Below are 18,397 nucleotides of genomic sequence, written 5' to 3' on the forward strand. Positions count from 1 at the left end.
TTGACACCGCGTAGCACAAGCTTACCGTCTCGCAAAGAATGACCAGCCCTAAGGAGAGGCAAATGCCGCATATTGATTACTACTTCGCGACGATCTCGCCATACACCTATCTAAGCGGCACACGTCCATCCGAAGTTGCCAAGAAGCATGGCGCAACGATCACCTACAAACCTTGCGACATCATGGGGCTGTTTTCACGGACAGGAGGCGTGCCGCCAAAAGACCGGCATCCCAACCGACAGGCCTATCGCCTGCAGGACATGGAGCGGCGGGCCAAGCTGCTCGGCAAACCACTCAACACCAAGCCGATGTTCTGGCCGACAAATAGTGCCCCGTCTGCCTATGCCATAATCGCTGCCCAGAATGCAGGCCACGACGTGTCCGAACTGGTCGCGACGATCGGTTCCGCCATCTGGGCAGAAGAAAAGGATATCAGTCAGGACGATGTGGTGCGTGCGGCGCTTGAGAAATGTGGTCTTGATCCTGCTCTGGCTGACAAGGACATGCTGACCAGCGCCGAAACCTTCGGCAAGAATCTGGAAGATGCGGTCAGCGCCGGTGTCTTTGGTGCGCCATTCTTCGTGGTTGATAGCGGACAGGTCTTCTGGGGCGAGGACCGGATCGACGATCTGGATGCGCATCTGGCTGGCCGCATCTGAAGTGAATTCCCCAAAGGTACACCACGTCACGCTCGGCAGTGACGCGTCGCGGCTTTTCATCCATTGTATGCTGGCGCGGCATGAATTGCTCTTGCCGCTGGCCACAGCGCTGGGCGGTGGTAAGCTGATGGATCTGCCCGGCCACGGGCAAAGCCCCGATTGGGACGGGCGCACCCCCTATCAGGCGCTGGCGACACGGATGGCGGCAGCCTGCTGTGATGGGCCGACCCATGTGATTGGGCACTCTTTCGGGGCGACCGTAGCTCTGCGCCTTGCGGTCGAGCGCCCCGATCTGGTCAACCGCCTTACCCTGATCGAGCCTGTCTTCTTTGCGGCAGCAAAAGGGACCACAGCGCATGGCGACTACCTGCGCACGTTCCGGCCCTTTGTGATGGCCATGCTGCAAGGCGATGAAGCGCGCGCCGCCGAGATCTTCAACAGCGTCTGGAGCACATCCCGCTGGGACAGCATCCCGGCTGCGCAAAGGGCCTACCTAACAGAGCGCATCCACCTGATCGTCGCAACGGGCGCCGATCTGGAAGAGGATAGCGACGGCATCACCTCGCCCGCGCGGCTGTCAGAGGTCAACGTGCCTGTGACCCTGATCCGGGGCGACCAGACACAACCGATTATCGCGGATATCCACGCAAGCCTCTGCGCGCGCCTGCCACATGCTGCCGATCACGTCGTCGCGGGGGCAGGGCACATGGTGCCGATCCGTGACCGGTTCATCCCAGAAATTGCGCGGATTATCCGCGCAGCAGAGACAGGAACTGGCTGACGGCCTCTTCGCTTGCCGACCAGTCGGTGACAAGACGCCCTGTCAGCGGTTCATCTGGGTCGCCTGTCTCAGGATCGCCGTTCATCACGTAATAAACCGCGCCCCCGTCCAGCATCCGTTTGTGCTCAGACCGTGGCATCTCGAAGAAGATGATATTGGCCTCTGAAGGGTAAAGCATCCGTGCCCCGTTGTGCCCTGCCAGACCTTCGGCCAGTTGCGCACAACGCGCATTCGCCGCCCGCGCCATGTCCAGCCACAGCCCGTCTTTCAGATAGGCCTGCATCTGTGCCGAGAGATAGCGATGCTTGGACAACAGATGCCCACCACGTTTTCGCCGCAACTCGAATTCCCATGCCAGATCCGGATCAAAGATCACACAGGCCTCAACGCCGACTGCGCCGTTCTTGGTGCCGCCAAAGCTGACAGTGTCGATACCCGCTTTCCAAGTCATTTCAGCAGGCGTGCAATCAAGGGCCATGAGTGCATTGGCAAAGCGCGCACCGTCGAGATGGGTCTTGATACCGAATTCTCGCGCGGTCGCAGTTAACGCGCGCAGCTCGTCCAATTGATAGATTGTTCCCTTCTCAGTCACCTGCGTGATCGACAGCGGCCCGCGCTGCGGACCATGCACACCCCGATTTTCTTCTGCCAGAATTTTCGTTTTGAGGTCGGCGGCGCTCATCTTGCCGTCCACAGTTCGTACCAGCGTCAGCTTCGCTCCTGTATAGAATTCCGGCGCGTTGCATTCGTCCTCATGGATATGGGCGCAGTCACTGCAAAAAATTGTCTGCCATGGCTGTGACATGGTGCCGAGCAGGATGGAATTGGCCGATGTGCCGTTGATCACCAGATAGACCGCTGCATCTGGCGCTTCGAAAATCTCACGAATGCTCTCACGCACCTCATCCATGATCGGATCAGCGCCATACCCCATGGCGTAGCCTTCGTTGGCTTTCACCAGCGCGTCCATCACCGAAGGATGGGCAGGTCCGGCGTTGTCAGAGGCAAAGAACATTAAAGCGGCTCCTGAATAATAAAATCTTCCCAGTCGTCTTCGTCGACGTCAGTCTCGGAAACGGTCATCCCGCGCATCGAGACGCCGGCCTCATGGACGGAGTTTGGATCGCCCGAGATCAGCGGATGCCAGTCATAAAGCGGGCGGCCCTCGTAGATCAGGCGATAGCCGCAGGTGCGCGGCAGCCAGTACATATGCTGCGCGATGGTCTCGGGCGTCATCACGATGCATTCGGGCACATATTTGTGGCGGTTCGCGTAATTGCTGCAAAGGCAGGACTTGCCGTCGAGCAACCGGCAGGACACACGGGTCAGGGCAACGGTGCCTTCCTCGTCTTCCAGCTTGTTCAGGCAGCACTTGCCACAGCCGTCACAAAGCGCTTCCCACTCTGCACGGGTCAGATCGGCCATCGGTTTGGTTTCCCAAAACCGGTCCTTCAAACCCTCACGGGGGATTTCAGCGGACATCGGTCAGGATATCGCAGGCCTCATCGCAGTCCGCGTCCATCTGGGTAATCAATGCCTCTAGGCTGTCGAATTTCATTTCCGGCCTCAGAAATTCGACTAATGCGACGGACAAATGGGTGCCGTAGAGGTCGCCCTTGAAATCGAAAATGAACGTTTCGCAATTCGGGACATTTTCGCCGAACATCGGACGCACACCGATCGACGCCGCCCCGTCATAAGTGCCTTCATACGGACCGCTGAGCACATCGACCTTGACGGCATAGACGCCAAATTTTGGCCGGTGCAGGCCGGAGATCGACATATTTGCGGTAGGATATCCCAAGTCGCGTCCGCGCTGGTCGCCACGGATCACCTCACCTTCGATCCTGTGCCAATGCCCCAGCATTGCCGCGGCATCGCGCGGTTTGCCATCGGTCAAAGCCTGTCTGATCGCTGTCGATGAAACATTCGCAGTTTCGACGGCAATCAACGGTGCGATGGTCACGCCAAACCCCATATCCTCACCGAACTGCTGCAGATCTTGCACCGTCCCCTTCCGGTCCTTTCCGAAACAGAAGTCCGAGCCCACCACGACGTGCACGAGCCCCAGTTGATCCACGATGATCTTTTGCGCGAATTCGCGTGGGGTCAGTGATGCTAATGCTGCATTGAATGGCACCTCATAAAGCGTCTCAACGCCAAGTTTGGCCAGCCTGTTCGCTTTGGCTTCTGCATTCATAAGACGGAAAGGTTTGTCGCCGCGTCCGAAGAATTCACGAGGATGAGGCTCAAATGTCATGATACCCGTCGGCGCATCAAGCTGGTCCGCCGCCTCACGCATCAGGCCGATGACGGACTGGTGACCAATGTGGACACCGTCAAAGTTGCCAATGGCCGCGGCGGCGCCACGGTCAGCGGGATCCATAAATGCAGTGTCACGGATAATGCGCATGCGCTGTGGGTAGCCGAGAGGCGCGACCCACGCAAGCGCCGCTTGGGATCAGTCGAACTTGCGCGACGGGGCGAGGACCGTGGCATCGCCGACAAGGACTTTCTTGTCATTCACGATGCAACGGGTGTCCATCTTGACGCGTCGCTTGGCGTGGTCAATCTCGGTCACTTCGACCTCCGCCAGCACCATGTCCCCCGGACGCACCGGACCAAGAAATTTGAGGTTCTGGCCCAGATAAACGGTACCATGTCCTGGAAGCTGCTCACCAATCACTGCGCTGACCAGACCGGCGGTCAACATCCCGTGCGCAATGCGCCCCTCAAAGATTGTATCCTGGGCGTAAGCGTCGTCGAGGTGCACAGGATTCCGATCGGTCGAAACCTCGGCAAACAGTTCGATGTCGCGATCTGTGATGATTTTCCGGAGCGAGCGGGTCATGCCGATCTCGATATCTTCAATGCAGATCGTTCCGCGCGGTGAATTATCCAACATATCAGGCTCCATTTGGTAACAAAAATTCTGCATTGGTTCGCTGTTTGTAATTTTATTACTTTGCAGATGCAGAAAAATCAAGCGATTCTTTTGCGCACGACAAAACGTCGCGCGCACGCGTGAGGGCATTTTGATGATGCTGTGAAAAACTAGCGCAGATGGCCGATCGTGTAGGTCGCGCTCATCTGTTGATCGGACAGATAAGCGTTCAATGCATCAGGGTCAGGCTGATCTTCGGTTTTGGTTTCCTTGGCCGCAAGGCCGCCGGAGATAAAGAGGACATCTAGGTCTTCCTGCACACCGCCGAGGATATCAGTGCCGATGCCATCACCGATAGCGATGATACGTGGGTCAGCCGGCGCATTCTCAAGTGCGGAAAGTCTGCGCCGCGCCAGATCGTAAATTGGCGGATGGGGTTTCCCGAAATAGAGGCTTTCGCCGCCCATCTCGGTGTAGAGCGCAGCAAGCGCGCCTGCGCACCATTCACGCACGTCACCCCGGTCCACGACGATATCGGGGTTCGCGCAGAGCAGCTTCAGCCCCTTCTGCTTGGCATAAAGAAACTCTGGCCGATTGACATCAAGATCGGCCAACGGATCGAAAGGGCCGCAGCAGACGATGCCTTCGGCCTCTTCCAAGGGCACCTTCTTGATGTTGACCGGGTCGTCGATAATCTTCAGCGGTTTGAAGAAATCGTCGTCACGCGGGCTTTCGCCCATAAACCAGACTTTTTCCCCGACGATGCCCCGGTACATGGCAGCCCGCGCACTGTCACCAGAGGTCGCGATTGCATCCCATGCATCTTCGGGAACCCCAAAGCCGTCAATTTGCCGTGCGACACTGTCCCAGGGGCGCGGTGAGTTCGTGACAAGAACAACAAGGCCACCACTGGCCCGAAAGTCTTGCATCGCGGCCACGGCATCAGGGAATGCTTCGATCCCGTTGTGCATGCAACCCCAAAGGTCGACATAGGCAGCATCATAGCGACCAGAGATTTCCGAGAATTTTTCGATAATCTGGGTCATCGTTCTGCCTTGTGACTGACGCGCTGGCGCGCTCGATTTTGAGGGTGACTGACGCAAAGACAATGTCCTCGCGTCAGTCAGTGGCTCGTTTCCTAGACCTTCAACGCAGGAATGATTTGCTTTTTGCGGCTCATCACCCCTGGCAGAACGACGGTGTCACCTTCAACCGTAGCATCAAAGCTCTTTTCAGCCACCGTTTTGGTCAAGTCGTTCGGGATCAACATCGTGGCTTCTTCATTCAGGATGTCCACGACGAAAAGCAGAACCTGATCGACGCCATCTTCTTCGGCAACCTTTGGCATGGTTTCCATCAGTGACGCTTTCCGGTCGAGAATGATCTGCGGTGCCGTGGTTTCCAGCACAGAGACGCGGAACTTTGTGCCATCGACACCGTATTCCTTGCTGTCCATGCGAAGCAGCTCAGCGTCCGAGAAGGCCGAGACATCCGACTTCGCTTCGAACATTTCGCCTGCGTAGGCCTCAACCTCGACACCAAGATCCTTGGCCAGCGCCTCGGCCAGGTCTTTGTCCATCTCGGTGGTGGTCGGCGAACGGAATGCCAGCGTATCAGACAGAATGCACGACAGCATGAGACCCTTGATTCCCTCAGGCATGTGGTCGGCGTGAGCGCCCATCATCTGGTGCATGATCGTGGCCGTGCAGGCCAGAGGGCGGATGGTGATGTTGATGGGGTTCTTGGTTTCCAGACCACCAGCCAGCTTGTGGTGGTCGATGATCGCCAGCACGTCAGCATTATTGATGTTGGCAGGTAGTTCGGCCGGGTTATTGGTGTCCACGATCACGCAGGACTGATCGTCCTCTACATCTGCGATGATCTCTGGCAGATCAAAGCCCCAGCGTTCTGCAACAAATTTAGCTTCGGTGTTTGGTTCGCCCAAGAGCGCGGCTTTGCTTTCGATGCCGGTGTGATTGAGGAACCATTCCCAGATCAGCGGAGATCCGGTGCTGTCGGTGTCGGGGGATTTGTGGCCAAAGATGAGCGTTGTCATGTGGTTCACTTTCTGTGGGAGGCAAAGTTGCCGCCTATATAGAAGCGTGCGTTGGCAGTGTCACCCCGTGGATTAGGGCGATGCCTCCACCATTTTCAGGGGTCACAATTGTCATCTCCGGGCTCGTGGGAAGCTAAGGTGCATTTGACCTGCTGGCGATCAGTCGATAGGCTTATGTCACTTGAATGGAGGACTCTGACAATGGACATGCTGGTTTAACCGCTTCATCCCGGGCCATCCGCCCGCCGTCTGACCCCTTTCATAGGAGCACCCTGACAATGGACCATCTGGGATAACGCCTTTTGGCGCAATCTCTGGCCTTCGGGCCAATTTCCCACTTTCAGATGAGAGGTGCATTCATGCCCCGCAAATCACGTAAAACCCGCAAGACGGGACCAATGAACACGACCAGCCTTCAGCCACGCCCAGCAGCACGGCCTGGCCTGGATGGCGTAACGCGTAAAAACCCCGGCGCAGAAGGGCTGCGCGACCGCCGTTACGACAGGCGACCACATAAGTTTCCGGGCCGTTTAGGCGGCAGGTAACATCGCTGTGCCCGGCCTTTCACCTTAAGGTCGGGCGCCCTTTGGCCTTGCTGCGATTGTCAGGATCGGGTTGGGTAATCCACAAATGACGAAGGAAGCTGAACTCTACCCGCCGGTGAAAGCCTACCTTGAGGCTCAAGGTTTTGCCGTGAAGGGTGAGGTCGGTGCGGCGGATGTGGTCGCACGGCGTGGCGATGATCTGCTGATTGTCGAAATGAAGACCGGATTTTCGCTGGCGCTCTTTCATCAGGGTGTTGAGCGGCTCGCGATCACCGACGCGGTTTATCTGGCTGTTCCCGCCGGGGGCAAAAGCAAAGCACTCAAACGGAACGTGCAGCTTGCACGCCGCGCTGGGTTGGGTGTGATGACGGTTCGCCTGCGAGACGGGTTTGTCGAGGTCCTTGCCGATCCCGGCCCTTACGCGGCGCGTCAGTCCAAAAAGAAACGCACAAGGCTCTTGCGCGCCTATGACCGGATGCAGGGCGATCCCAATGCAGGAGGGGCCACACGACACGGACTGATCACCGGCTACCGGCAGGACGCGATAAGATGCGCGAGGTTCCTGGCGGTCCATGGGCCGTCAAAAGGATCGGTGGTGAAGGAATGGGCTGAAGTCCCGCAAGCCACAGAAATCATGCGCGCTGACCACTACGGCTGGTTCGAAAAGGTTTCTCGCGGTGTTTATGGGCTGTCAAAGCAGGGTGAAAAGGGTCTTGCGGACTATGGCGATGTCGAGACTTAGGGAAAACGGGTGATTTGCCACCCCTCGTTCTCAAGCAACTGCAACACGCCTTCCTGACCAATCAGATGCCCCGCACCGACCGCAACCACGATGTTGTCGTAGGCTTCCGTTGCTTCGGTGATCACAGGTATCCAGTTGCGATTGCGCGTCTTCAGTAAGGATTCTTCCATCTCGTCAAACATCGCCATGCCTTCTTCGGGACTCACATTCGGAAGGTCGGCCATCGCAATCCGCCCCATTTCCCACAGCCGGCCAACGTCTTCCGCGAAATAGCGGTCCAGCATCGCCACAAACATCCCGCGCTGTAGATCGGGGGACAGCATGTTGACACGCAACATGTCGATTTGCTCCTCAACGGGCGCATCCTCGAAAAGCGAAAACAGCGTCGTGTAAGGTTCAACGGCTTGGCGGGGCACACCAGCAGCGCGGGCGTCTGCTGCAATCATTTTGTCAAGCCCCTGCGCACCGTTCAGCATGTCGCCCATGGCACAGGTCGGAATTGCAATCATCAGCGACAGATACCAAGGCTGCATCTTTGCCGCCATGAAACTTGGAATGTTGCGTTCCGCCGCCGCCGCGAGGATCATCTGCCAGGTTTCTTCATCCAGGCGCTCAGGCAGGGTGGGGCCGTCAACAATGAAGATCAGTTCGGGATTGCGGCTGATCATCTCTTGAAGTTGCTGTTCTTCTTTGGCGGTCGCCTCCAGCATCACCAGATCAGCGTTGCGCACTTCTTCGATGATGCGTGCACGGATAATCTCCAGTCGCGGATCGTAGATATGCATCGTGCCAACGATCACCAGCCGGTCATCACCACGGGTCGCCTCATAGGTCAGCCCTTCGGCATAAGGCATATCGGCAACCTGAGCATCAAGTGCGGCGCGCTGGGCCGCGCTCATGGTGTCAAAATAGCTCTCACCCAGACACTGCGCTGCCACAGGGGCCGCAAACAGCGTTGAGATCGTAAAAGCACAAACGCGCAGAAACATGGCTGACCTTTCCTCTTTCTCTTCAGGTAAGGGCTGCACGCACACCGTCAATCCCGGGATCAGATACGGCGTGCGTGATTTTCAAAGATGATGCGCTGGCCAAGCCGGATCAGCAGCCGCCCAAACCGGTCGCGCAATGTCGGGCGCGGCGCAGGCACCACCCGCAATTGAATAGAGGTCGGCGGATCGGCAAAGACCTTTTCCGGCAACTCTGGCGCACTCATCGGGACCGGCGCGAAAAGGTGGCTTTGAACCCGCAAATCAAGCACGGCCGGGTGGCTGCGGCGCAAGATGCCATCTGCACCTGCGGGTCGGATAGGAGGATCGACCTTATGGTCGACATGAAAAAACGGGGGATGCATGGGGTGAAACATTCGCAAAGAGATAGAAGGTCTGCCCGCGTCGGGCAAAAGACGGCCGTCCGGTGGTTAACACCAGGTGAGTGATAGTCCCTTTCTCGTCATGGCAGTCTCCTTCGATTCGCATTCGCGTGTCAGGGTGATACGCGCCAACTGCGAAAATCACCAAGCACTTTCTGTGCGATGTCTTCTCGGCTCACTCTAATCTTTTGTTATTATTGGCCGAAAAATATCCTGGGGGAGCCGCGTCAGCGGCGGGGGCAAAGCCCCCTCGTGTCTATCCTGCGGCGCGGCCCGCGCGGCGGCCAGAGTGGATACAGCCCCCCAGGAACGTGCCCTCAAGTGCGTTCTTGCCGTGATAACCGCCGCCGCCAAAGCCTGCCGCTTCGCCCGCAGCGCGGAGTCCCCCGATCCTTTCACCGTTGCGCGACAGCACCCGGCCATCGAGATCGGTGTGAATACCACCCAACGTCTTCCGCGTCAGCACATGCAGTTTCACAGCGATCAACGGGCCATTGTCAGGGTCAAGAATGCGGTGTGGTTTTGCTGTCCGGATCAGCTTGTCGCCCAGATAGTTGCGAGCCGTATGGATCGCCGTAATCTGTGCATCTTTCGTAAACGGATTATCGATCTGTGCGTCACGGGCTGCGATTTGCGCGTGCAAATGCTTCGAATCAATCAGGTTGCCGCCAAGCTGGTTCATACCGCCCACCATCGTCTCGAAATCTTGCGCGACGACGAAATCCTGTCCCTTTTCCTTGAACGCCTCGACTGCGGTCGTCGCTCCTTTGCCAAGGCGCTCTTTCAGGACACCGCGCCATGTGCCGCCTGTCAGATCCGGGTTTTGCTCTGATCCCGACAGTGCGAATTCCTTTTCGATGATCTTCTGGGTCAGAACGAACCATGTGTGGTCATATCCCCGCCTGCAAATCTCGTGCAGCGTCGACATTGTATCGAAGCCCGGCATGCAAGGGGCAGGCAATCGGCTGCCTGTCGCGTCGAACCACATGGATGACGGACCCGGCAGGATGCGGATCCCATGGTCCGGCCAGATCGGGTCCCAGTTCTGCACGCCCTCGCAGTAGTGCCACATCCGGTCCATATTGATCAGATCAGCGCCAGCCGCCTTCATATGATCCAGAAGCAGACCATCCACATGGCGGGGCACCCCTGAGACCAGCGTCTTTGGCAGCGGGCCTGATCGCACGGCGTCCCAATGCCGTCTGACCATGTCGAAGTTGCCGCCCATACCGCCTGAGGTGACGATGACCTGATCGGCCTTGAGATCAAAGGTGTCAATGACGTCCCGGTTTGTCTCTGCGCCGCGAGGGGCGTCATCTGGGGCAAGGATGTCGCCTGAAACACTGGCAATCTGGCCGTTTTGGATATCAAAGCTGGTCACGCGATGACGAAAGCAGAATATAACGTCCCCTGCCTTTTCCGCGGCAAGCACGCGGTCAATGAAAGGCTGCAGAACACCCGGACCGGTGCCCCAAGTGATGTGGAAACGCGGAACAGAGTTACCGTGTCCATTGGCAAACCCGCCACCGCGCTCGGCCCAACCCACGACAGGAAACCAGCGCATGCCAAGCGCATGAAGATAGCTGCGCATTTCGCCGGTGGCAAAGTCCAAGTAAGCCCGCGCCCATTCTGCAGGCCAGCGATCTTCGGGTCTGTCAAACTGGGCAGAGCCGAACCAGTCGTTTGTTGCGAGGGCATGTGAGTCTTTGACACGCATCCGCCTCTGTTCCGGTGTGTCGACCATACAGAGCCCGCCAAGTGACCAGAAAGCCTGCCCGCCAAGGTTCTGCCGACCTTCCTGATCAAGAATAGTCACCGTCTTGCCACGCAGAACCAGTTCATGGGCTGCAACAAGGCCCGCCAAACCCGCACCGATAATGACGACGTCGCTTTGCATGATGGCTCCTCCTGTCCGCGCATCATTGCGGCACCGCAGGTCGACGCAAATACTGACGCTGCGTCAGTCTTGGGACGCCTCGCGTTCGGCCATTTCGCGCAGTTTGGCGCGAATGATCTTTCCCGTTGTCGTCATTGGCATGTCTTCGACAAACCGGATTGCTCGTGGATATTCATAGGCTGCAAGCCGCGTTTTGACATGCAGCGCAATTTCATCGGCAAGCGCATTTGAACCGACTGTGCCATCTGCGAGCTTGAGATAGGCGCAGACAATACTGCCCCTGAGTGGATCGGGCATTCCGACCACACCAGCCATTTGGACCGCCGGATGGGTCAGCAAGCAGTCCTCGATCTCTGCAGGACCGATCCGGTAGCCACCAGAGCTGATGATATCATCATCCCGACCGATAAACCGGATACGGCCAGACGGCGTCTTGCAGCCTTTGTCACCTGTCAGCAGCCATTTGGCATCATCTATCTCGACGAATTTCGACTCTGTCGCTTCCGAATTGTTCCAGTAACCCAGAAACATGACGGGGTCGGGCGCACGGACAGCGATGCTGCCCTCTTCGTCAATGTCGCAGATTGCTTGCCGCGCCTCGTCGACAACGTCAACGTCATGCCCGGGAACGGCAAAACCCATCACCCCCGGTTCAGCGGGGGCGAGTGCCGCGCAGGATGAGACGATCATATTGCATTCGGTCTGCCCGTAGAATTCGTTGATTGTGGTCCCAAAAACCTCCTGGCCCCAGGCGATCAGCTCTTTACCCAATGTCTCGCCGCCGCTTGCCACCGAGCGCATGGGGATCGGCCTTTCCGGTGTTTCCAAGCGCATCAACTTAAGAGCGGTTGGGGGTAGAAACGCATTTCGAATTCCTTCTTCGCGGATCAGATCGTAGGCTGCAGCGGCGGTAAACTTGCGAAACCGGCAGGCGACAACGGGAACCGCGTGGTACAGGGCGGGCATCATCACATCCAGCAATCCGCCAATCCAGGCCCAGTCTGCCGGTGTCCAGATTTTGTCACCGGGTTGCGGGAAGAAATCGTGGCTCATCTCCACACCCGGCAAATGCCCCAAAAGGACACGATGCGCATGTAATGCGCCTTTCGGCGCGCCGGTTGTGCCAGATGTGTAGATCAGGATTGCAGGATCATCTGCGACTGTGTCGACAGGCGAAAAGACGACGGCATTCTCCGCGCAGGCGGTATGGTAATCCAGCGCACCGTGGTCTGCCCCATCGACTGAGAGAACCTGAGCCAGCTCCGGCAATGCATCGCGCATTGCCGCCAGCTTTGCCGCACCTGTGGCGTCAGTAATCACGACTTTCGTGCCTGAATCGCGCAACCTGTGAAGAAGCGCCTCTGGCCCGAATTGGGTGAAAAGTGGCAGCGAGATGCAGCCCATCTTCGTCACGGCGATATGCGCGACTGCCGTTTCAAAACGCTGCGGCAGGAGCACGGCAATCCGGTCGCCACGGTCCACAACGCCAGCCAAGTGATTCGCGAGCCTGTTGGATGCATCCCGAAGTTGGACGAAGGAATAGACTGCCCGTGCTCCGGTTTCTGCAACGTCAATGACTGCGGTTTGGTCAGGCCGCGTTTCTGCGTGCCGGTCGCAAATGCTGACTCCAAGATTGTAACGCTCAGGGATGTCCCAGCGGAAGCCCTCGCGGGTCAGGGCGTAGGTATCGGCTTTAGTCAGCATGCGGCCCAGTTGACCTCATATGCGTTTTTTCTGTCAATCGCCGATTCGCCTCTGTCAGGCTAAGTTGACACGAGTCCGGCCAACCCCCGACACAATCCCGCCACAGTTGCATATCGAGCCGATTTAAACCGAAAAAATTTGGCTTTGAATCCTGGGTCCCTTAAGCCCCATGCGGCAAAAGCATCGCCCTGTTTTTTATGGGGAAAACAGCAGTCAGGTTTTCAGTTTTGGCGATTTTTCGCCTGTATTAATCAATTTTGGCTTAAGTGAACATCCCGTTACACTGCCGTTCATCTAGCTAAGCGCATAAGATTATTGAGTATTCGGTACAGTGCCTGTTTGGCCGCGGTAATCAGTCAAGGACCACTCAGGAGGACACCGCCTTGCAGATTCAATTCACTCACGCCACGGCCACGTCGGAATGCGATGTGGATTCACACGAACAGACGACTTTGATCCACCTTGCCGATCGCCGACGTACCAAGGATGATCGTTTCCCTGATGTTGATGATCTTCTTGAAAGGTTGACAGACGACACCGTAAATGTTGCCAATGGTCGGTATCGCGCGCGCTAGGCGCGATTTTTGCGTGACCTGAGTAACGAGCTGACAGAGTAACTATGATGAAGCCGCTGATCCTTGCTATAGCTGGACTTCTTGTCGCGTCGCAGAGTGTTGCTGACGTGACCGAGCTGTCACAGGCTGATTTGCGCGCCGCGATTGCCGCAGACAAGGCAATCCCGACGCGCGCTTTGGTGCGCGGCGTCGAAAACTACACCGGCGGCGAAGTTGTCGATATTCGTGCATTCATTGATGAGGATGTGTTGGTCTACCGCATCCTGTATCGTGGCACAGAAGGGTCGATTGAAACGCTTCTCGTAGATGGTGAGTCCGGCCGCGCTGTCAGCGGCGGTTCCTCGCTCGGTCAGGCTGTTGCGGCATATGTTGGGGCCAATCCGGGTAACGGAAACGCATTTGGTCGCAATAACGGTCGCAATAACGGTGTTGGCAACCGCGGGAACAGCGGTAACAATGGGCGTGGTAACAACAACCGTGGCGGCAATGGCGGCGGCGGTGGAAACGGCGGCGGCCGCGACAGGTAAAGCCTCACTCTCGCCCCACTTCTGCCATCCGCACCCATTAGTGATTCAATCATGCGTGTACTTATAGCAGAAGACGAGCCAGTTCTGGCCAAACAGATCAAGACAGTCCTGGCGTCAGAGGGGCTGGCCGTTGATATCGCACCTGACGGTGCCGAAGCCCAGTTTCTGGGTGAAACCGAACCCTATGACATGATCATTCTCGATATCGGGCTGCCGATCAAAGACGGTCTGACCGTGCTGAAGGGATGGCGCAATGCCGGGATCGACACACCGGTCCTGCTTTTGACCGCGCGCAACGACTGGACGGATCGCGTGGACGGTCTGGATGCCGGCGCGGATGACTACGTCCCGAAACCGTTTCACATGGCAGAGCTTTCGGCACGGGTGCGTGCCATGATCCGGCGCAAGGTTGGGCAATCCAACCCGGTCTTCACAAAGAACGATGTCACGTTTGACAGCCGCAACAATCAGGTGATGGTCAGCGGCGTCCCCACCAACCTGACAGCGCAAGAGGTGGCAGTGCTGTCCTACCTCTTCCATAACTCAGGACGGTTGGTCTCGCGCACTGAACTGTCCCAGCATATCTACCAATATGATGGCGACCGCGACTCCAACACCATCGCAGTCTTTGTAAATCGTCTGCGCAAGAAACTCGGCAATGACTTGATCGAGACTGTTCGCGGACGCGGCTACGTGATCAAAGCAACTGCATGAGGTCGCTGCGCGCGCGCGCGGTCACCGCAGGCGTCATCTGGGCGGTTATCACCATTGTCTTGGGGCTAGCGGGCCTCACGACTTATCTCACTAGCCAATCCGAAGCACGTTTTATCGAACTCCTGCAAACCCGGCACACGCAGGCACTTGTCGCCGTGGCCAACAGCGCCTCGTCGCCTGAGCAGATCGCCCGTGCAATCGGTGATCCCGTCTACCAAAGACCCTTCTCTGGACAGTATTGGCAGGCGGAAAGCCTTGATGGCGACCTGATCGTCTCGCCATCACTTGTTGATGGGCTTTTGCCGTTGCCCCCAGACCAGTTTGAAGGGCCGGGTACGCAGGAAATCGTCACCCCTGACGGTGAAGAGCTGATGATCATCGGCCAGTGGCTCACGATGGACGATGGTGAGTCCTGGTATGTGCAGGTGGCCTCATCGCTTGAAACCCTGCGCCAGGACGAGGCCGTGCTGCGCCAAAGCCTGTTCTTTGCGTTCGTGATCGTCGCAGTGATCGCCGTGGTCGGCGCTTTGGTTCAGGTCGCTGCGATGTTGCAACCGTTGAATGCTCTGCGCGCTGACGTTGCGGCCAGATGGGAGCATGAGGAGGGGCTGCAAGTAACCGGCTACCCTGTTGAGGTTGCCCCCTTGGTCAATGATATCAACGGCCTGCTCGAGAGAAACCGCGATATCATTAAAGGCTCGCGCAAGCAGGCCGCAGACCTCGCCCATGCGATCAAGACACCTGCCGCAATCATGCGCAATGAGTTGGAACAGCTTCAGGTCGCTGGACGGGATGTGACCGATGCACTGGCGGCACTCGACCGGCTTGATGCGCAGTTGCAAAGATCTCTTGCACGGATGCGGGCGGACGGAGGCGATAGCTCCGTCGGTGTCATTACGAACCTCGACACGTCATTGGGGCGGATGCAACGCGCGTTTACGGCTTTGGCACGCAACGCGGGACGACAGTTTTCTGCAGACGTCCCCGAGGGTCTTCGTGTGCGCATGGACCAAAGCGACCTTGAGGAGGTCATCGGCAACATCCTAGACAACGCCATGAAATGGTCAAACAGCGCCTTTCGCCTTGAAGCGGAGCGGACAGATGACCCGGCTGTGCGCATCATAATTTCTGACGACGGTCCCGGCGTTCCCGAGGAAGAATTGGGCTCAGTCCTGCGCAGCGGTGAACGTCTTGACCAAAGCAAGCCCGGCACAGGTTTGGGACTGGCGATCGCGTCGGATCTCGTCACCGCCTATGGCGGAACCATTGCACTAGGCCGGTCTGAAGATTTGGGTGGGCTGATGGTATCGCTCAACCTGCCGGTTCCCGGTGGCCCCAAACTGGCCAAATCAACCTAACGCGCAGAGGTCTTTGCAAATAGACCGGTCAATGCACGACCGACCAGACCACTGACGCTTGGCCGCCTGGCCTGTTGGAAGGCGATCGGGCGGCAGACCTCCATCGCCGCTACGCCGACGCGCGCGGTCAACGCACCATTGACGACACCTTCGCCAAACCGTCGCGAGACCTTCGACAAGACGCCACCGCCGGCCACCGAACTGATCAGATCGTCGCCCACAGCCACAGCACCGGTGGCCACGAGGTGCGACAGGACACTGCGCGTCAGACGCCAACTGCCCAATGTGCCTGAGCGCCCGCCGTAGATTTCAGCAATACGCCGGATCATCCGCAGATTGGCTGTAAGCGCCGTAAAGACGTCTGCCAAAGCCAGCGGCACGACGGCTGTGACTGTGGCGACCTGCCGTGCTGCAGCCTCCACCTCGCGCTGCGCGCGCACGTCAAGCGGCGCAAGGATGGTGGACTCTACCAGACCCAACAGCCCATCGGCATCCAGAACATCCAGCTGCCGCTCTTTGAACGCCTGACGTCCCCACCGTGTGTCGTCCCGATTGGCATAAAGGGCCTCAACATCTGCAACGACGCGCCGCGCCTTGCCAAGGTCGTCACTTGCCAAAGCGTCCACGGCATCGCTTTGAATGCGATCAAGTTTCCGCAAGCGGCCAAAGGCCGCCAGTTCACGCAATCCGATCACAGCAAGGATCAGGATCAAAAGCCCGATCAGCCCTGTCGCGATGGCGCCTAGCAAAGGCGACCGCTCTAGAAGCCCCGTCACATAGTCCCACGCCGCCAGTGAAACCACGAAAGCCAGAAGACTGACCGCGACAGCCCAAAACCAGCGCACCAAGGGCGACGGTCGCTTGGCTGCGACCGCAGCGACCTTTTCCATCGCTGCTGTGCCGCCGCCGGGATGGTCATCTGCAATGGCCGGTGCAAGCTCGGGCTGTGCCGCGTTGCTTTCCTCAAGATCAATCAGGACAGGACCACGGCTCATAGGCGATCTCCCAACAGGAACTGGGCCGCTTTATCCAGTCTGATATGCGGTGGACCATCACCCGGTTTGCGCGTCAACGGTGCTGGCGCAAATCGCATGATGCTGTAGTCCGCGTTGAGCCACTTGTCTTCACCTGCGCGCGCTGGCGACAAAAGCTGCGCGGGATCTTGCGGCAGATCACCGGGATAAAACGCCGCTTGTTTTCCGCTCTCAAGCAGTCGCCCACGCACCACGTCCAGCGTGTTGCCTTCATGGGTCACCTGATCTTCGACGGTTGTGCGCAATGCTGCAATCGACATCGCCGCAGTCTGCGCTCCGGCAAAGTCGGCCCGATCCTTGGCCTCTCGCAAAAGCGCCTGTGTGATCGCTGTCAGTTGCGGGTGCTGACTGTGATGGAGGTGATCCGCCTTCGTCGCAGCAAACAGGATCTTCTCGACACGGCGGCCCTGAAAAATGCGGGTCAGGAAATCGTTTCGCCCCACCCGAAAAGCGCCAAGGATACCCGCCATCGCATTGCGCAAATCGTCAAGCGCGGCAGGACCTGCGTGAATAGCGCCCAGCACATCGACAAGGACAATCTGCCTGTCGATCTTTGCAAAGTGATCACGGAAGAACGGCTTTACGATATTGCGTTTGTAGCTTTCAAAGCGCCGTTCAAACTCGCGCGCCAGCGATCCGCGCGGCGCATTTGCGGCGGGGAGTGGCGCAAAGGTCAAGACAGGCGAACCGGCAAGATCGCCAGGCATCAAGAACCGTCCGGGCGAGCAGTCAGAGAACCCTGCCTCGCGGGACTTCCGCAGATATTCAGTGTAGCGCTCTGACAAAACCTGCGCTTCTTCCTCGCGCAGCGGTGCCGCCGGATCAAGCCCAGCAAGCAATGCGACATAATCCTGCCCGCCCGGGCGTTTGGGCGCGCGGGCCAAAGCATCTGCTGACCACGCATCGTAGGATTGATCCAACAGCGCAAGATCAAGCAACCACTCTCCGGGGTAGTCCACAATGTCGATATGCACGGTGCGCGGGCCGGAAATTCCACCAAGCAAACCGCTGGGTTGCAATCGCAAGGAAAGCCGCAGTTCGCTGATCGCACGGGTGCCTTCAGGCCAGTAGGGCGTAGCCGAGGTGAGGGCATCCAGATGCGCCTCAAACGGAAAGCGTGGCAACGTATCGTCAGGCTGAGGCTGCAGATAGGCTGTCTGTATCGCGCCGCTCGCGGCAGCATGCAGTTGCGGCATCCGGCCCCGATCCATCAGGTTCGCCACCAATGATGTGATAAACACCGTCTTTCCCGCACGTGACAGCCCTGTCACACCAAGCCGGATGACAGGCTCACTGAAAGGCGCCGTCAGCGTGTCGCTCACGCCTTCAACGGTGCGAAATATCTGATCTGCAATACTGGCAATCACCACTGCACTATCCTTTACCGGGTCTGAACGAAGATAGGGACGCGCGCCCGCAATGTGTAGGGATTGGTTTTTGCAAAGACACTAGTGACTAAACCAACTCGACCGAAGCACATGCCCTCCCTGTCCACCTCGGCCAGCCGGTTCTTTTTTGTTTTCGGGTCGAAGTGCTGCGGGAAGCCGGGGTG

Annotated in this window: 19 protein-coding genes; 7 read left to right on the forward strand and 12 right to left on the reverse strand. The window is 58.0% G+C overall.

Annotated features, from left to right (window positions below; genetic code table 11):
- The first annotated feature begins 62 nt into the window (after nucleotides 1-62).
- Both BM316_RS12655 and BM316_RS12660 read left to right on the forward strand, forming a co-directional pair.
- Nucleotides 63-659, forward strand: a complete 597-nt coding sequence (locus BM316_RS12655) for a 2-hydroxychromene-2-carboxylate isomerase (RefSeq protein ID WP_090209109.1) — start codon at nucleotides 63-65, stop codon at nucleotides 657-659.
- Complete coding sequence (locus tag BM316_RS12660; protein ID WP_090209112.1) at nucleotides 634-1,440, forward strand: alpha/beta fold hydrolase; 807 nt, start codon at nucleotides 634-636, stop codon at nucleotides 1,438-1,440. Before BM316_RS12655 ends, BM316_RS12660 begins: the two co-directional genes overlap by 26 nt.
- On the opposite strand, the gene BM316_RS12665 is transcribed toward BM316_RS12660, so the two are convergent.
- From BM316_RS12665 to BM316_RS12690, 6 genes are all read right to left on the reverse strand, one after another.
- Nucleotides 1,409-2,455 (reverse strand): threonine aldolase family protein, encoded by a 1,047-nt coding sequence (locus BM316_RS12665; RefSeq protein ID WP_090209115.1) that lies wholly within the window; start codon nucleotides 2,453-2,455, stop codon nucleotides 1,409-1,411. The two genes, BM316_RS12660 and BM316_RS12665, sit on opposite strands and share 32 nt — an antisense overlap.
- Entirely contained in the window at nucleotides 2,455-2,922 is a 468-nt protein-coding gene (locus BM316_RS12670; protein WP_090209117.1) for a YcgN family cysteine cluster protein, read from the reverse strand. Before BM316_RS12670 ends, BM316_RS12665 begins: the two co-directional genes overlap by 1 nt.
- Nucleotides 2,912-3,853 (reverse strand): bifunctional riboflavin kinase/FAD synthetase, encoded by a 942-nt coding sequence (locus BM316_RS12675; RefSeq protein ID WP_090209120.1) that lies wholly within the window; start codon nucleotides 3,851-3,853, stop codon nucleotides 2,912-2,914. Before BM316_RS12675 ends, BM316_RS12670 begins: the two co-directional genes overlap by 11 nt.
- Before the next feature lie 48 nt (nucleotides 3,854-3,901).
- Nucleotides 3,902-4,345, reverse strand: coding sequence for a MaoC family dehydratase (locus tag BM316_RS12680; protein WP_090209506.1), 444 nt, complete (start codon nucleotides 4,343-4,345; stop codon nucleotides 3,902-3,904).
- Nucleotides 4,346-4,494: 149 nt separating this feature from the next.
- The gene (locus tag BM316_RS12685; protein WP_090209122.1) at nucleotides 4,495-5,370 is read right to left on the reverse strand and encodes a TIGR01459 family HAD-type hydrolase; all 876 of its coding nucleotides are present in this window, start codon (nucleotides 5,368-5,370) and stop codon (nucleotides 4,495-4,497) included.
- A 92-nt stretch (nucleotides 5,371-5,462) separates the two neighbouring features.
- Nucleotides 5,463-6,380: a manganese-dependent inorganic pyrophosphatase gene (locus BM316_RS12690; protein ID WP_090209127.1), complete on the reverse strand. Its 918-nt coding sequence runs from the start codon at nucleotides 6,378-6,380 to the stop codon at nucleotides 5,463-5,465.
- A 630-nt stretch (nucleotides 6,381-7,010) separates the two neighbouring features.
- Between BM316_RS12690 and BM316_RS12695 the strand changes: the two genes are divergently transcribed.
- Nucleotides 7,011-7,667, forward strand: a complete 657-nt coding sequence (locus BM316_RS12695) for a DUF2161 domain-containing phosphodiesterase (RefSeq protein WP_090209130.1) — start codon at nucleotides 7,011-7,013, stop codon at nucleotides 7,665-7,667.
- Here BM316_RS12695 and BM316_RS12700 read toward each other — a convergent pair.
- The 4 genes from BM316_RS12700 to BM316_RS12715 all read right to left on the reverse strand — a co-directional run bounded on the left by BM316_RS12700 (nucleotide 7,664) and on the right by BM316_RS12715 (nucleotide 12,637).
- Nucleotides 7,664-8,656, reverse strand: a complete 993-nt coding sequence (locus BM316_RS12700; RefSeq protein WP_090209133.1) for a TraB/GumN family protein — start codon at nucleotides 8,654-8,656, stop codon at nucleotides 7,664-7,666. The genes BM316_RS12695 and BM316_RS12700 overlap by 4 nt on opposite strands.
- Nucleotides 8,657-8,715: 59 nt before the next feature.
- The gene (locus tag BM316_RS12705) at nucleotides 8,716-9,030 is read right to left on the reverse strand and encodes a hypothetical protein (protein ID WP_090209137.1); all 315 of its coding nucleotides are present in this window, start codon (nucleotides 9,028-9,030) and stop codon (nucleotides 8,716-8,718) included.
- A gap of 262 nt (nucleotides 9,031-9,292) precedes the next feature.
- Complete coding sequence (locus tag BM316_RS12710) at nucleotides 9,293-10,933, reverse strand: FAD-binding dehydrogenase (RefSeq protein ID WP_090209140.1); 1,641 nt, start codon at nucleotides 10,931-10,933, stop codon at nucleotides 9,293-9,295.
- Between the two features lie 63 nt (nucleotides 10,934-10,996).
- Nucleotides 10,997-12,637: an AMP-binding protein gene (locus BM316_RS12715; protein WP_090209143.1), complete on the reverse strand. Its 1,641-nt coding sequence runs from the start codon at nucleotides 12,635-12,637 to the stop codon at nucleotides 10,997-10,999.
- A 383-nt stretch (nucleotides 12,638-13,020) separates the two neighbouring features.
- On the opposite strand from BM316_RS12715, the gene BM316_RS16605 reads away from it, so the two are divergent.
- Genes BM316_RS16605 through BM316_RS12730 form a run of 4 tightly spaced genes read left to right on the forward strand, consistent with a single transcriptional unit; the run spans nucleotide 13,021 to nucleotide 15,811 of the window.
- On the forward strand, nucleotides 13,021-13,212 hold the full coding sequence (locus BM316_RS16605; protein ID WP_131802589.1) for a hypothetical protein: 192 nt from the start codon (nucleotides 13,021-13,023) through the stop codon (nucleotides 13,210-13,212).
- 44 nt (nucleotides 13,213-13,256) lie between these two features.
- Nucleotides 13,257-13,739: a hypothetical protein gene (locus BM316_RS12720; RefSeq protein WP_090209145.1), complete on the forward strand. Its 483-nt coding sequence runs from the start codon at nucleotides 13,257-13,259 to the stop codon at nucleotides 13,737-13,739.
- A gap of 51 nt (nucleotides 13,740-13,790) precedes the next feature.
- Nucleotides 13,791-14,453, forward strand: coding sequence for a response regulator (locus BM316_RS12725; RefSeq protein WP_090209147.1), 663 nt, complete (start codon nucleotides 13,791-13,793; stop codon nucleotides 14,451-14,453).
- Nucleotides 14,450-15,811, forward strand: coding sequence for a sensor histidine kinase (locus BM316_RS12730; RefSeq protein ID WP_090209150.1), 1,362 nt, complete (start codon nucleotides 14,450-14,452; stop codon nucleotides 15,809-15,811). Before BM316_RS12725 ends, BM316_RS12730 begins: the two co-directional genes overlap by 4 nt.
- Here BM316_RS12730 and BM316_RS12735 read toward each other — a convergent pair.
- Together BM316_RS12735 and BM316_RS12740 are read right to left on the reverse strand one after the other, a co-directional pair.
- Nucleotides 15,808-16,806 (reverse strand): YcjF family protein, encoded by a 999-nt coding sequence (locus BM316_RS12735; protein ID WP_090209153.1) that lies wholly within the window; start codon nucleotides 16,804-16,806, stop codon nucleotides 15,808-15,810. The genes BM316_RS12730 and BM316_RS12735 overlap by 4 nt on opposite strands.
- Complete coding sequence (locus BM316_RS12740; protein WP_090209156.1) at nucleotides 16,803-18,215, reverse strand: YcjX family GTP-binding protein; 1,413 nt, start codon at nucleotides 18,213-18,215, stop codon at nucleotides 16,803-16,805. Before BM316_RS12740 ends, BM316_RS12735 begins: the two co-directional genes overlap by 4 nt.
- Nucleotides 18,216-18,397: the final 182 nt, after the last annotated feature.

The sequence above is a fragment of the Yoonia litorea genome, from assembly GCF_900114675.1.
GTDB classification, from domain to species: Bacteria; Pseudomonadota; Alphaproteobacteria; order Rhodobacterales; family Rhodobacteraceae; genus Yoonia; species Yoonia litorea.

Bases quoted from the DNA above. Each gene is read 5' to 3' on its own strand.
- BM316_RS12655 (WP_090209109.1), top strand. From the start codon at position 63: ATGCCGCATATTGATTACTACTTCGCGACGATCTCGCCATACACCTAT.
- BM316_RS12660 (WP_090209112.1), top strand. From the start codon at position 634: ATGCGCATCTGGCTGGCCGCATCTGAAGTGAATTCCCCAAAGGTACAC.
- BM316_RS12665 (WP_090209115.1), bottom strand. From the start codon at position 2,455: ATGTTCTTTGCCTCTGACAACGCCGGACCTGCCCATCCTTCGGTGATG.
- BM316_RS12670 (WP_090209117.1), bottom strand. From the start codon at position 2,922: ATGTCCGCTGAAATCCCCCGTGAGGGTTTGAAGGACCGGTTTTGGGAA.
- BM316_RS12675 (WP_090209120.1), bottom strand. From the start codon at position 3,853: ATGCGCATTATCCGTGACACTGCATTTATGGATCCCGCTGACCGTGGC.
- BM316_RS12680 (WP_090209506.1), bottom strand. From the start codon at position 4,345: ATGTTGGATAATTCACCGCGCGGAACGATCTGCATTGAAGATATCGAG.
- BM316_RS12685 (WP_090209122.1), bottom strand. From the start codon at position 5,370: ATGACCCAGATTATCGAAAAATTCTCGGAAATCTCTGGTCGCTATGAT.
- BM316_RS12690 (WP_090209127.1), bottom strand. From the start codon at position 6,380: ATGACAACGCTCATCTTTGGCCACAAATCCCCCGACACCGACAGCACC.
- BM316_RS12695 (WP_090209130.1), top strand. From the start codon at position 7,011: ATGACGAAGGAAGCTGAACTCTACCCGCCGGTGAAAGCCTACCTTGAG.
- BM316_RS12700 (WP_090209133.1), bottom strand. From the start codon at position 8,656: ATGTTTCTGCGCGTTTGTGCTTTTACGATCTCAACGCTGTTTGCGGCC.
- BM316_RS12705 (WP_090209137.1), bottom strand. From the start codon at position 9,030: ATGTTTCACCCCATGCATCCCCCGTTTTTTCATGTCGACCATAAGGTC.
- BM316_RS12710 (WP_090209140.1), bottom strand. From the start codon at position 10,933: ATGCAAAGCGACGTCGTCATTATCGGTGCGGGTTTGGCGGGCCTTGTT.
- BM316_RS12715 (WP_090209143.1), bottom strand. From the start codon at position 12,637: ATGCTGACTAAAGCCGATACCTACGCCCTGACCCGCGAGGGCTTCCGC.
- BM316_RS12720 (WP_090209145.1), top strand. From the start codon at position 13,257: ATGATGAAGCCGCTGATCCTTGCTATAGCTGGACTTCTTGTCGCGTCG.
- BM316_RS12725 (WP_090209147.1), top strand. From the start codon at position 13,791: ATGCGTGTACTTATAGCAGAAGACGAGCCAGTTCTGGCCAAACAGATC.
- BM316_RS12730 (WP_090209150.1), top strand. From the start codon at position 14,450: ATGAGGTCGCTGCGCGCGCGCGCGGTCACCGCAGGCGTCATCTGGGCG.
- BM316_RS12735 (WP_090209153.1), bottom strand. From the start codon at position 16,806: ATGAGCCGTGGTCCTGTCCTGATTGATCTTGAGGAAAGCAACGCGGCA.